Annotated in this window: 13 protein-coding genes and 1 riboswitch; of the genes, 9 read left to right on the forward strand and 4 right to left on the reverse strand. The window is 37.9% G+C overall.

Features of this window, described 5'->3' with window-relative positions; translation table 11 throughout:
- The first annotated feature begins 13 nt into the window (after positions 1 to 13).
- The 8 genes from IWC72_RS13835 (at position 14) to thiH (ending at position 8,541) form a co-directional block, all read left to right on the forward strand.
- Complete coding sequence (locus tag IWC72_RS13835; protein ID WP_194530164.1) at positions 14 to 946, forward strand: PorP/SprF family type IX secretion system membrane protein; 933 nt, start codon at positions 14 to 16, stop codon at positions 944 to 946.
- Between the two features lie 10 nt (positions 947 to 956).
- Positions 957 to 2,894, forward strand: a complete 1,938-nt coding sequence (locus IWC72_RS13840) for an OmpA family protein (RefSeq protein ID WP_194530165.1) — start codon at positions 957 to 959, stop codon at positions 2,892 to 2,894.
- A gap of 121 nt (positions 2,895 to 3,015) precedes the next feature.
- Positions 3,016 to 3,112: riboswitch (TPP riboswitch) on the forward strand.
- Between the two features lie 111 nt (positions 3,113 to 3,223).
- Positions 3,224 to 3,427: a sulfur carrier protein ThiS gene (thiS, locus tag IWC72_RS13845; protein ID WP_194526751.1), complete on the forward strand. Its 204-nt coding sequence runs from the start codon at positions 3,224 to 3,226 to the stop codon at positions 3,425 to 3,427.
- Positions 3,428 to 3,526: 99 nt separating this feature from the next.
- The gene (gene thiC / locus IWC72_RS13850; RefSeq protein ID WP_194530166.1) at positions 3,527 to 5,386 is read left to right on the forward strand and encodes a phosphomethylpyrimidine synthase ThiC; all 1,860 of its coding nucleotides are present in this window, start codon (positions 3,527 to 3,529) and stop codon (positions 5,384 to 5,386) included.
- A gap of 16 nt (positions 5,387 to 5,402) precedes the next feature.
- Positions 5,403 to 5,996 carry a thiamine phosphate synthase gene (locus tag IWC72_RS13855; RefSeq protein ID WP_194530167.1) on the forward strand — a complete coding sequence of 198 codons (594 nt, stop codon included), beginning with the start codon at positions 5,403 to 5,405 and terminating at the stop codon, positions 5,994 to 5,996.
- Between the two features lie 2 nt (positions 5,997 to 5,998).
- Positions 5,999 to 6,652 (forward strand): thiamine phosphate synthase, encoded by a 654-nt coding sequence (thiE, locus tag IWC72_RS13860; RefSeq protein ID WP_194530168.1) that lies wholly within the window; start codon positions 5,999 to 6,001, stop codon positions 6,650 to 6,652.
- Between the two features lie 2 nt (positions 6,653 to 6,654).
- A complete protein-coding gene (locus IWC72_RS13865; protein ID WP_194530169.1) occupies positions 6,655 to 7,425 on the forward strand; it encodes a thiazole synthase in 771 nt (256 codons plus the stop codon).
- A 6-nt stretch (positions 7,426 to 7,431) separates the two neighbouring features.
- Entirely contained in the window at positions 7,432 to 8,541 is a 1,110-nt protein-coding gene (thiH, locus tag IWC72_RS13870) for a 2-iminoacetate synthase ThiH (RefSeq protein WP_194530170.1), read from the forward strand.
- Positions 8,542 to 8,554: 13 nt separating this feature from the next.
- Here thiH and IWC72_RS13875 read toward each other — a convergent pair whose 3' ends face one another.
- Positions 8,555 to 9,457, reverse strand: a complete 903-nt coding sequence (locus tag IWC72_RS13875; protein WP_226979574.1) for an RluA family pseudouridine synthase — start codon at positions 9,455 to 9,457, stop codon at positions 8,555 to 8,557.
- A 329-nt stretch (positions 9,458 to 9,786) separates the two neighbouring features.
- Here IWC72_RS13875 and IWC72_RS13880 point away from each other — a divergent pair, with 329 nt between their 5' ends.
- Positions 9,787 to 11,097, forward strand: coding sequence for a sensor histidine kinase (locus tag IWC72_RS13880; RefSeq protein WP_194530171.1), 1,311 nt, complete (start codon positions 9,787 to 9,789; stop codon positions 11,095 to 11,097).
- Between the two features lie 37 nt (positions 11,098 to 11,134).
- Here the strand turns inward: IWC72_RS13880 and IWC72_RS13885 are convergent, their stop codons facing one another.
- From IWC72_RS13885 to IWC72_RS13895, 3 genes are all read right to left on the reverse strand, one after another.
- Complete coding sequence (locus IWC72_RS13885; protein ID WP_194530172.1) at positions 11,135 to 11,737, reverse strand: class I SAM-dependent methyltransferase; 603 nt, start codon at positions 11,735 to 11,737, stop codon at positions 11,135 to 11,137.
- 397 nt (positions 11,738 to 12,134) lie between these two features.
- Positions 12,135 to 13,070, reverse strand: a complete 936-nt coding sequence (locus IWC72_RS13890; RefSeq protein WP_194526759.1) for a nuclear transport factor 2-like protein — start codon at positions 13,068 to 13,070, stop codon at positions 12,135 to 12,137.
- Positions 13,071 to 13,128: 58 nt separating this feature from the next.
- Entirely contained in the window at positions 13,129 to 13,647 is a 519-nt protein-coding gene (locus IWC72_RS13895) for an ester cyclase (RefSeq protein WP_194526760.1), read from the reverse strand.
- Positions 13,648 to 13,760: the final 113 nt, after the last annotated feature.

The raw sequence follows: 13,760 nt of genomic DNA on the forward strand, positions 1-13,760 counted from the left end.
TAAATAAACAACCATGAAAAAATTATTTTTAACATTCTTACTTGTCTTTTCGGGCATGGCAATGGTCTTTTCTCAGCAAGATGCGCAATACACACAGTATATGTACAATACTATATCCGTGAATCCTGCGTATGCGGGTTCAAGGGGCGTATTCAGTGTTACTGCGTTGCACCGGTCTCAATGGGTCGGTCTAGATGGCGCACCTACCACACAGACCTTAAATTTTCACACCCCTGTTTCGGACAAAGTAGGTTTGGGTTTGTCCGTGGTAAATGATGAGATAGGTAACGGTACCAATCAGGATACATATATAGATGCCGCTTTTTCATATACTATAAAGACCTCGCGAGAAGGCAAAATTTCTTTCGGACTAAAAGCGGGAGGGCACCTTTTGAACGTCGATTTTTCAAAATTGAGAAATTATGGGGCAGAGAGTAACCTTCCTAATATTGATAATAAATTTTCACCTAACATTGGGGCTGGGGTTTACTATCATACAAATCATTTTTATGCAGGTTTGTCGGTTCCCAATTTTTTACAAACAGAACATTTTGATGGTTCGGATGTTAATAGTACATCGCTTCTAGCGGAGGAACGTATGAACTTCTATTTTATAACAGGTTATGTGTTTGATGTGAACGATAGGTTGAAGTTCAAGCCAGCGGGCCTGATAAAGGCGGTAAAGGGAGCGCCCTTACAAATAGATCTAAGCGCGAACTTTCTATTGAACGATAAGTTTTCTTTAGGAGCTGCTTACCGTTGGGATGCTGCTGTGAGTGCCCTTTTCGGGTTTCAGTTAAGTGATCAGTTTATGGTTGGCTTGGCTTATGATAGAGAAATTACAGATCTAGGAGCTACAAGGTTCAATGATGGCTCTTTTGAGATTTTTCTCAGATATGAGTTCTTGAACAGGTACAAACGAGTAATTACACCAAGATTCTTTTAATATATAAGATATGACAAAAGCAAAATATATTTTTTATGGTCTGGCCGTAATGACAATGGTCTCTCAAGCGCAGGAGAAAAAGATAAAAAAGGCGGAGACCAAGTTTACGAATTATTCGTACGCCTCGGCAATCAGTTCTTATGAAGATTTAGTTAAGGACGGGTACACTGAAGAAGAAATTTTCAAGAACCTTGGTAATGCAAATTACCTGAATGCGAACTATAAGGAAGCGGCCAATTGGTACGGACAACTCTTTCAGTTGGGCGTTACAGATGTTGATCCGGAGTATATGTACCGCTACGCGCAGACGCTAAAATCATTAGAAAAGTATGAAGCATCAGATAGTTGGATGAACAAATTCAGAAAGGCTCAGTCCAACGATCAGCGGGCATTGGCGTTTAGTGATAATCAAGATTATCTGGAACAGATTGAGGAACGTTCGGGTAGATATAAATTAAAGAACCTTGGACTAAATTCAAAGGTATCGGATTTTGCACCTTCTTTTTATGGAAAAGATTTGGTTTTTTCTACTGCTAGGGATAGTGGGTTGATATCAAAGAACATCCACAGATGGAACAACGGCGCGTTCTTGAACCTATACAAGGCAACAGGCGACGGAGAAGGAAACTTCACGGAACTTGATAAATTGGATAGGAAGTTGAACAGAAAAACCCATGAATCCTCTACGGCCTTTACTAAAGATGGACAGACCATGTACTTTACACGTAACAATTCCGTGAACGGAAAATTTTCTAGGGATGAGGAAGGAATAAGCAGATTAAAAATATTCAGTGCTAATTTAGTAGATAATGAATGGAAGAACATTATAGAGCTACCCTTTAATGGAGATAACTATTCGGTAGCACATCCTACCTTAAACAAAGACGAGACTAAACTATATTTTGCCTCGGATATGTTGGGAACGGCAGGGGAGTCGGATATTTTTTCAGTAGAAATTAATAAAGATGGTACTTTCGGAGCGCCACAGAACCTAGGGCCACAGATTAATACGGAGGCTAGGGAAACTTTTCCCTTCGTGACGGATTCAGATATTCTATATTTTTCTTCGGACGGACATCCCGGTTTGGGCGGTCTTGATGTATTCGCTACAGATCTAAAGAACGATAGTGGCAAAGTCATTAACGTAGGTAGACCCTTGAACGGTGAGGAGGACGATTTTTCATATATCATAAACGAGGAGACCAAGAAAGGCTTTTTTGCCTCTAATCGTAAAGGCGGGCAAGGTAATGACGATATTTACAGCTTAATCGAGACCGAACCTTTAGACTTTAGCTGTCATACCAATATTGCGGGAGTGGTCAAAGATGAGAAGACCGGAGCATTTTTGGTAGATGCGGCCGTCAAGGTCTATGATAGCAAAGACAATCTTATATCGGAATCCCGGACGGACGCCAACGGCGCGTTCGCTATGGAAGGCGACTGTACGGACGGCAACTACAAAGTGGTGGCCACGAAAACGGATTACGACGAGGGCGACAAGATATTCGCCACGGTAAACGCCAAGGATGCCACGGGTATAGAAGTGGTACTGGCACAGACGGACAAATCGGCACCTATCGGGACGGACCTAGCGAAGTATTTGAACATCGAACCGATATACTTTGATTTCGACAAGTACTTCATCAGAGAGGATGCGCGCATCAGTCTGAACAAGGTACTGGCGTATCTTAAAGAATATCCGAACGTGAAGATAGAGGTAGGTTCCCACACGGATTCCCGTGCGAACGATAACTATAACCTACGCTTGTCTGCCAACAGGGCGAAGTCCACGGCAGCTTACTTGGTGGAACAAGGCATAGATGAAGGCCGTATCTCTTATGAAGGTTTTGGTGAGACACAGCTAACGAACGATTGTAGCAACGGGGTGCCATGTACCAAGGAGCAACATCAGATGAACAGGCGTTCGGAGTTCATTGTCGTGAAATAGGAACTTTATAAATAATATAAATAGAAAAGGGGAGGAGCATTGCTTCTTCCCTTTTTTTTGTTTTAACTAATTTGGTGCAACTAAATTCTTTTTTTTAATCTTCATTCTATACATTTGTAAATGTAAACTTTAGGGGTGTTCCTATTTTTTGGGACTGAGACATACCCTTTGAACCTGATGCGGTTAGTACCGACGAAGGGAAAAGTTGAAAAACATTTTGAAATAGATGTTTACAACACTTTTCAATAAAGTGTCCGAGGTTTTCTCACGGAGCACTTTCTTTTCAAAGACATACGGGCCTCTATCGTTACAGCATAAAACTATTCTGTATGATAACGATTCACATGAACCAAAAACGGTTAGAAGTCAATCCAAAAACGACCATTCATCAATTTTTGCAACAAATTGATTCTTCATTAAATGGTGTTGCGGTGGCTATAAACGAACAAGTCGTCTCCAAAAATAATTGGCAAACCCAAGAATTGAAAGACCAGGATCAAGTGTTGGTTATTCAGGCCGCTCAAGGCGGATGATTGTAATACAGTTATAGCGCAAAGCGAAAAACAATTGAATTTAGAAAACTATATAAACGAGTAACTAGCAACCAGCTTGAAACTCTTAGCCACAGAAAAATGAAAAGCAAAGACACAGCCCCAAAAGAAGGTCAAATTACAAGACAGCCATTTCCAAATTCAAAAAAAATCTATGTAAGCGGAAAAATTCACCCAGAGCTTAAAGTGGCTATGCGTGAAATTGCTTTAAGCGATACAAAAGATTCTTTAACGGGTAAGTTAACATCCAACGAGTCCGTTACGGTATATGACACATCGGGGCCTTACACGGATCCAGAGAAGGAAATCAACGTACACAAAGGAATTGAGAGAATCCGAGAGTCATGGGTTTTAGACAGAGCTGATGTAGAGCAACTAGATACTTTTTCTTCTAAGTATTGTAATGAACGCTTAAATGATAGTAGCCTAGATCATATGCGTTTTTCACTTCTGAAAAAGCCATTACGTGCTAAAAAAGGAAAGAATGTAACACAACTACACTATGCCAAGCAGGGTATAATTACCCCTGAAATGGAATACATCGCCATTCGTGAAAATCAGCGCATAGATGAAATGATAGAGATTACAAAGCAGCACAAAGGAGAGCATTTTGGTGCTGCTATTCCAGATAAAATTACACCAGAATTTGTCCGTGAGGAAGTGGCTCGTGGACGCGCGGTAATTCCATCCAATATCAATCATCCAGAGGCGGAACCTATGATATTGGGTCGTAATTTCTTAGTAAAAATTAATGCGAATATTGGCAACTCGGCTACTACGTCTTCAATAGAGGAAGAAGTAGAAAAGGCTGTTTGGGCTTGCCGTTGGGGAGCTGATAATATCATGGATTTGTCAACTGGACAAAACATTCACGAAACACGAGAATGGATTATTCGTAATTCACCGGTTCCCGTGGGTACCGTACCTATCTACCAAGCATTGGAAAAGGTTAATGGGGTTGCAGAAGACCTTACGTGGGAGATTTTTAGGGATACTTTAATTGAACAAGCAGAACAAGGTGTAGACTATTTCACTATTCACGCAGGGGTTTTGTTACGTTATGTACCAATGACCGCAAAAAGGGTAACAGGTATTGTTTCCCGCGGCGGTTCTATCATGGCTAAATGGTGTTTGGCACATCATAAAGAAAGCTTCTTGTACACCCATTTTGAAGATATATGCGAGATTCTAAAACAATACGATGTGGCATTTTCATTGGGTGATGGGCTTAGACCTGGTTCCGTTGCCGATGCGAACGACGAAGCTCAGTTTGCTGAATTGGAAACTTTGGGTGAATTGACGCAAATTGCTAGAAAGCATGAGGTTCAATGTTTTATAGAAGGACCTGGACATGTTCCTATGCATATGATCAAAGAGAATATGGAAAAGCAAATTGAGGTTTGTGATGAAGCGCCATTTTACACTTTAGGTCCTTTGACTACAGATATTGCGCCAGGTTATGATCACATTACTTCAGGTATCGGAGCGGCTATGATCGGTTGGTTCGGTTGTGCCATGTTGTGTTATGTAACTCCAAAAGAGCACTTAGGTTTGCCAAATAAAGATGATGTGCGTACAGGTGTTGTAACATATAAATTAGCTGCCCATGCCGCAGATTTGGCAAAAGGGCATCCTGGTGCGCAGCATCGAGACAATGCTTTGAGCAAAGCCCGATTCGAATTCCGCTGGGAGGACCAGTTCAACCTAGGTCTAGATCCGGAACTGGCACGAGAATATCATGATGAAACCTTACCTGCAGATGGTGCTAAGATTGCACATTTCTGCTCTATGTGCGGACCAAAATTCTGTTCGATGAAAATATCTCAGGAGGTTCGTGATTTTGCTGCTGCAAATGATATTGTAGATAACGAAGTCATTCAAAAAGGGATGGATGAAAAATCGCAAGAATTCAAGGATAAAGGATCAGAAGTATATTTGTAGTTCATAGTTTTATAGTATGATTATATTGATTGCACCAGAAGAAGATATATCAAATGAAATAGACATACTTAATCGCTTGTTTGAAGAAGGGTTGGAATATTATCATTTAAGAAAACCTAATAAAGATCAGCAACAATATTGTGACTATTTGCATTTAATAGAAGAGAAATATCATAATAAGATAGTGGTGCATGATCATCATGAACTGGTAAATACCTTTAAGTTAAAGGGGATTCATTTTCAGGAACAGAAAAGGCGAGATAATATTGATAATCCAGGTCAATATTTTTTAAACCTTAGTATGTATGGAAAAACCATTAGCTCTTCTTTTCATGAACCAGAAGAGTTAGAAGCTTGTGATTTTGAATTTGATTATCATTTGTTGAGTCCTGTTTTTTCATCCATCTCAAAAAAAGGATATGAAGGTAGGGGCTTTGATGTAAATCATATCGATAAAAAAATAATCGGTATGGGTGGGGTAACCAAAAACAACTTGTCTGAAATCCAAAAGTTAGGATTTCAAGGAGTGGGCGTTTTAGGAGGAATCTGGAACAGTAAGACGCCTATTGAAGATTTTAGGGCGATGCAAGAATTTTATAGAAATAAGTGAAGATGAATATACCTAAACTACATTACATATCTCAAGGAAAGACACCTGAAGAGCATCTGGAAAATATTCAGAAAGCCTGTACTTCGGGTGCTGAACTCGTGCAATTACGTTTAAAGAACGTAAAGAAAAGTGTGGTACTTAAAACTGCAGAAAAAGCCCGTGAAATAACGGCACATTTTCAGACACGATTGATTATCAATGATCATTATCAAATCGCAAAAGAAGTAAAGGCTGACGGAGTGCATCTTGGTAAAACCGATGCTGACCCTTCGGTTGCTCGAAAACATCTTGGTGATTACTATATAATCGGAGGTACGGCAAATACGCTAGACGATTGCATGGCTTTGGTGAAAAAGGGTGTTAATTATATTGGTTTGGGGCCTTTCCGTTTTACGACAACAAAGGAAAATTTGAGTCCCATTATTCCACTTATCGGTTATCAAAGTATTGTAGAAGAATTGAAAAGTGATATGCCCATTATCGCCATTGGTGGAATTACTTTAAATGATGTTCCTGATATTTTAAAAACCGGAGTTTACGGAATTGCAGCATCAGGTGAAATCACTAAAGATTTTAATAGAATAAATGCTTTTCATAAACTTTTAAAAGCACCTTCTACCAACGAACAGTTGTGGAATAGAGAAACAAACTTTTAGATATGGCAGATGCACTTCAAATAGCGGATAAAACCTTTACTTCAAGACTATTTACGGGTACGGGCAAGTTCTCTAGTTCACAAAAAATGCGAGAAGCTATCTTGGCTTCGGAAAGTGAATTGGTTACCGTTGCGCTTAAAAGGGTAGAGGTAGAGAACAAGTCAGATGATATGCTACAAAGCTTAAATGCGGAACATATCAACTTATTACCCAATACATCTGGAGTACGAACAGCTAAAGAAGCTGTTTTTGCGGCACAATTGGCACGTGAGGCTTTAGAAACGAATTGGATGAAATTAGAAATTCATCCTGATCCAAGATATTTGTTACCAGACCCTATCGAAACCCTAAAAGCAGCCGAAGAGTTGGTGAAATTAGGTTTTGTAGTGATGCCTTATATTCATGCAGACCCAGTTTTATGTAAACGATTAGAAGATGTGGGTGTGCAGTGCGTTATGCCTTTGGGAGCGCCTATTGGTAGTAACAAGGGATTGAAAACCGATGATTTTCTCAAAATAATTATTGAACAGAGTAATGTACCTGTCATAGTTGATGCAGGTATTGGAGCGCCGTCGCACGCAGCTTATGCCATGGAATTGGGAGCCGATGCAGTTTTGGTAAATACTGCAATTGCCGTAGCTCAAAACCCGGTTGAAATGGCAATTGCTTTTAAAATGGCAGTTAAAGCAGGGCGAGTGGCATACCGAGCAAAATTAGCACCGATTAAAGAAGTGGCAGAAGCGAGTAGTCCGTTGACTTCATTTTTAAACTAGCACAGTATGTCCTTTAGAGAAACATTTGATACATACGATTGGAATACGCTAGAGCGGGAAATTTATGCCGTGACGGAGGCTGATGTCATATCGGTTTTAAAAAAGGACCGTATTTCTTTGGATGATTTTAAAACATTGATTTCTCCCGCAGCAAAACCTTTCCTAGAAGAAATGGCGCAACGCAGCCATGAGCTGACCAAGAAGCGTTTTGGGAATACCATCCAGATGTATCTGCCCATGTATCTATCCAACGAATGTCAGAACATTTGTACCTATTGCGGATTTAGTATGACCAATAAAATTCCACGTAAAACTTTGAGCGATGCGGAGATTTTAAAAGAGGTGGAACACATCAAAAAATTAGGATACGACCATATTTTATTGGTTACCGGTGAAGCCAATAGAAAAGTAGGTGTGGCGTATATCAAACATGCCATTGAGTTGATAAAAGAGCATTTCTCCAATATTAGCATGGAGGTGCAACCGATGGATCAGGAGGAATATGAAGAGTTGGCCGAGGCAGGACTTTACGCTGTTTTGGTATATCAAGAAACGTATCACGAAGCGACTTATAAAGTGCATCACCCGAAAGGTAAAAAATCTAATTTTCAATACCGATTAGATACCCCGGACCGATTAGGAAAAGCCGGAATTCATAAAATAGGTTTAGGAGCTTTGTTCGGATTGGAAGATTGGCGAGTGGACAGTTTTTACACAGCTTTACATTTAAAGTACTTGCAAAAGACCTATTGGAAAACAAAGTATAGCATTTCGTTTCCTAGATTAAGACCACATCAAGGTGATGTACAACCAAAAGTAGAAATGACGGATGCTGATTTGGTTCAGCTGATTTGTGCTTATCGTCTTTTAGATGAAGATGTAGAACTCTCCATGTCTACACGGGAAAGTGAAACATTCCGGAACAATATCATTAAATTGGGAATCACGTCAATAAGCGCTGAGTCTAAAACCAATCCTGGCGGGTATACTGCAGAACCGGAATCTTTAGAGCAGTTTGAGATTTCTGATGAACGCTCTACAGCAGAAATTAAAGAAATGATAAAGAAACAAGGGTATGAACCTGTTTTTAAAGACTGGGCGGTTTTCGCAGAATAGTCGGCATTATTTTCTATTTAATTTCGCCAAAAATCTTGGTAAACCTTTCAGGTAATTCATCGGTAATCAATAGATGTTCTTTTGTCAAAGGATGAATAAATTCTAATGAATATGCATGAAGATAAAGGCCTTTTTTCATTAAGATAAAACCTTCCTTACCATAGTCTTTATCACCCAATATAGGGTTTCCACTACTAGACAAATGTTTACGTAACTGATGACGTCTTCCGGTTTTGGGGTCTAACTTCACTAAATTAAGGGTGCCATATTTTTCCGAAGAAACGGAACGGATAACTTCGTAATGGCTCTCTGAGATTTTATCATCTATTTTAGAGGTGATTTTTCCCGAAAGGGACATTACTCCAATAGTTACCGCATAATAGACCTTTTGTACTTTTTTATCCTCAAAAAGCTGATTAAGTTTACGAATGCTGCTACCCGTTTTTCCGGTTAATAGAAGTCCGGTTGTTGCATAGTCTAGCCGATGTACCGGTTGTGGTTTTGTAGCATCTGCAACGCTACTAGGTTTAAGATTTTGAGGTAGTGCATTAGTAATAGTTTTGAAACTGTTACCGCTTACTAGAATACCAGCAGGTTTGTGAATTATTGCCAGATGTTCATCTTCAAAAATAACTTTGAGCTCAAAAATCAGTTTTTTTCGAGTTTTCGGTTCTAGTGGTTTCAAGAGAGAAATGGTTTCCCCGCCCTTTATAAAAGTTGCTGTGCTGGCAATGGTATCGTCTACCGTAACAAGATTTTTATTTAAGACTTTTTTCCATGCGGATTTTGTTGGTACGGAATCAAAAATACCCACCCCGTACTCTTGTAGTCGTATAGGCGTGGTCTGTTCGGGTACAATATGGAAAGTTGTGCAAGCGATGGTAACAGCATTAGATAAAGGTGCAAGATACCACAAAGAGTAAAGAAATATGGTTTAGAAGACCCATTGTAGGTAGTAGAATGTTTTAATTCGGTTTTGTAGTTGTTACACTGTTCATTTTTAGGCTTTTATTTTTTATGATTTATGAATTTTGATAACTTTATATCTTATATTGCTTGTAAGAATAATATTCAGGTATTATGTAGGATTATATCTTTCAAGATAGTCCGTAACCTTACTACTAAATATTATAAAAATACATGTAAATCTCCAATAAAGTGTTTGATAGCAACGTTTCACTATAGGATAACAGAAAACTAAAAGAATCTTAGGTAAATCAACTTTAAGGAAAAAGCAAAATTGTTATGGGCGAAAAGAATCTAATTGATAGAAATACAGATGATTTTGGACAGGTTGAGAAAGATAAAATTATAGAGCGCCAATTACGTTTTCAAGAGTTATTAATCAGTATTTCTACCACATATATTAATACGGATTTATCAAATATAGATGAAGTTCTAAACAAATCCTTAAAACAAATTGGTCAATTTGTAGAAGCGGATAGAAGCTATATTTTTTCTTATGACTTGGTCAATCAGACTACTTCTAATACCTATGAATGGTGTAATACAGGAATAGAGGCGGAGATTGATAATTTGCAAAATATTCCTATTGAGTTTCTTACCCAATGGCTGGACGCCCATAAAAAAGGTGAAGCCTTGTATATAGAAGATGTAAGCCAGTTACCTGATGATGGGGAAAATAGTGTGCGTGGAATTTTAGAGCCTCAAGGCATTAAAAGTCTAATTGCCATACCCAAGATTAAAAACAATGAATTAATTGGGTTTATTGGTTTTGATTCGGTTAGAAAAATTAACAAGTTTTCCGAAAATGAGAAGGAGATTCTTTTTGTGTTCGCAAATATGCTGGTAAATGTTATCCAAAGAAAAGAGCACGAAGAACTTATTAAAGAACAAGAACGGAAAAAAGAAGAATTGCTAAAAAGTTTATCACTTCAGAATGAGCAGTTAAATGAGTACGCTCATGCCGTTTCCCATGATTTAAAGGCCCCGTTAGTAAATATAAACACCTTAATTAGTTGGTTTATAGATGATAATAAAGAGGCGCTGACCGAAGATTCATTTGAGCCATTACATAAAGTTCTCTTTAATGTGGAGAAAATGGATCAAATTATTAAAGGTATTTTAGATTATTCAACAATTGATAAATTAGAGTCTGATGACAGGCAAATTGATATTAACGGATTGATAGATGAGGCTCTAAAAACCATCACGGTACCCGATAACATAAAAATTTCTGTACAAGAAAATATACCAAAACTGATTGGCAGTGCCTGGATGTTTGAGAAGGTCTTTCAAAACTTAATTACCAATAGTATAAAGTATAGCGATAAAGAGCAAGGAGTTATTGAAATTGGGGTTACTGAAAACAATAAGTTTTATGAGTTTTTTGTAAAGGATAATGGAATTGGAATCAATCCAGGTTATTTTGAAAGGATATTTAAGGTATTTACAAAATTAGAAAGTACCAGTTCCTCCTCAGGAATAGGCTTGTCTATCGTAAAGAAAATTGTGGAGCACTATAATGGTAAGATATGGGTGGAAAGCCAAGAAGGCTTAGGAAGTACCTTTTACTTTACTATTTTAAAAAAGTAACTAGGTTCAATTAATGTGATAGTGTCCAATAATTAACCTATTTTTTGCTGCATTTAATTAAAAACATGGGCTGGTTTTCATCTACTTCAACAATTTCATAGAGGCCATAATCACCAAATTCAGATGCAATTGATTCTTTGTCATAATAGAATATTTTCACCCCTTTGTGAAACTCGTATCGGTCTTTTTCAATTCGCTTTCCTTTACCAAAATTAGGGGCACCTTTTGTTATTGCGGTAAAAACCATTTGGCCATTATCAGCCAGTTGGTTATAGCAGTTATGTATTAATTTTGTTCTTTCGTTTTTATCAAATAGGTGTATAAGTGCGTAACAAAAAATTCCGTCATATTTTTTATTGTCAAATGGCATTTCGGTAACGGAACCGTGATAAAAGGTCATTTCGGTCCCATAATGTTTTTGGGCTAAATCAATAGCGGTTTTAGAGATTTCAATTCCCGTAACCTCAATCCTATTTTCTCTAAAAACTTTTGCATTACGGCCGTATCCAATACCCGGAATAAGTATATTCCTTAAATTTTTCTCAACAAAGAGATTTTTGGTCAATTCAGCAGATTTTGCCGGTTCAAGGCCCCACATTTCTTGTTTTTCGCTGAAATTTTCTTCCCAAAATTCCGCCATTTTTTATAGTTTTTATTTTATCGAACCTTCCAGTTTAATTGTAGTGTGGCTAAAACAGTTAATAGGTTGTATAAACTTAAAGATACACAGACTCTGTGAACAAGCATAAAAGTCAATATTAAATTTGGGCTATACTTTTACACAACCCAGCACGCCTATATCTGGCTGATTTACTTTGTTTTCAACTTAAGTTATAAGCTTTTAACTCAACTTCCATCCTAAAATCAGATGTTATCAATTATTTGGAAATCGGACTTTTTCGGTATAAAAAAAGACCCAGAAATGAATTCCGGGCCTTTCTAAAGTCGGTCAGTTTTGGTATGTAGCTAATTCAAACCATTAATGACGAGACACAACGTTTCTGTGTTTACAGTGGTTTGTAATAAACTCAACAGTGTTAGTTTTCTAATAAAGTGCGGTTGAAATAAATTATTTCTGATATGATTTTTCCTTCTTCATCAAAATCATCGTTAATGTGCATGGCAAGCTCTATTTCTTTTTTATCCGACTTTCTGATTAAGTGAAATTTCCACCAAGATAGCACCGATCGGCCATTGTCCATTTCATATTCCAGATAGTCTGGGTAACCGATCATATCAATACTTTTTATTTCAAAATTGTCCAAAAATTCCTGACGTACTGCCTTTACGGCATCTCTCGTGATTGGAGCGTTCAAGTCATCGTTGATATTGAAGAACCTGGCATCTTCACTATAATAGTCGATAGCCTTGTCCAAATCCCCATTTTCAAAGGCATACACAGCCTTTCGGACGGTATTGATATTATCATGGTGGTTGTAGATGGTACCATTGGTACGATCTGATAAACTTTGATACATTTCCTCAAAAATACCTTCGTTCATATAGATGATTTCTGTTTTTATTTTGAGGTCTTTTGTGAGTAGGTATAGACCATGAATGGGTGAAGTAAATTTCACCCCGGTTTTTTTATGAACTCCTTTTATCAGTTCCCAAGTTTGCACCCATATTTCATCATTTTCGTTGTCTTTTTTATACTCAATAGCATCAGGGTAGGCACCAGGAAAATTGGTTATAGAGAAGTATTCAAGCTCATCGAACCAACGGTAAGAGTTTTTTAAATAGCGAGCTTTTTCAGTTCCTTTTATCTTAGAATCTGTAGATACCCCATTATAGGATTTAAAATCATCGGTCAATAAACTGGCTAATTTAATAGTGTCTCCACTGGCAAAGGCCTCTGTAAAACTGGCAAGGACATCAATAGATGGGTGTTCAGAATAAACGGTTCCATTTTTCTTTTGGGCCAGTGTGATGAGCGAAGTCATCATTACGAGAATTACAATTGTTTTTTTCATTTTTATAAAGGTTTGATTAGTAATGTGGTTTAGTGTTTATTGGGTATAATTTTAGTTGTCATTCAAGTATAGGTTGATTTAAGGTGTAGCCTAACTGCTGAAGAAACTCCAGCTCATTATAATAGATGTCTTCTTGTGCTATTTTACCCTGGTTATTAAATAGGATAGTAGCGTAGCCGTTTATTTTAATTTTTTTGCCCGTAGCAGGTATTTCACTAAATGTTCCGGTATTTGTGCCGGTGAATGTCCATTGGGTGAATAGTTGTCTATCCTTGATCGTAATGGTTTCAGTGATGATTTTGGCATCCGGAAAGCCTGTAAAATAGAGGGTCATAAAGGCCTGCATTTCACTTTGGTTATTGGCTATTCGGATACCGTTGTGATTACAGGTATAATTATTTGCAATGGTGGATTTTAGCGTATCCATGCTTTTTTCGTTCCATGCTATTTCTATGAAGTTTTTGAAATTAGCAGTGAGTTGTTGCTCTTGTGCGGTAGGACCATGAGTGCCGCCATTGTCTTTGCAAGACAGCGGTATAGTGATAAGAAATGAGAATAAAAGTCCTAAAGCTTTCATAGCTACCCTACATATGAAGGTTATTAATTTAGCCGGAGGAACTTTGCATATAATTTTGAATGAAGCTATTGATTTCTAATACGCAAGGTTTGTGAAAAAGGACGAAGTACTCT

Origin of the sequence: Zobellia roscoffensis (genome assembly GCF_015330165.1) — a bacterium.
In the GTDB taxonomy this organism is placed as follows: Bacteria; Bacteroidota; Bacteroidia; order Flavobacteriales; family Flavobacteriaceae; genus Zobellia; species Zobellia roscoffensis.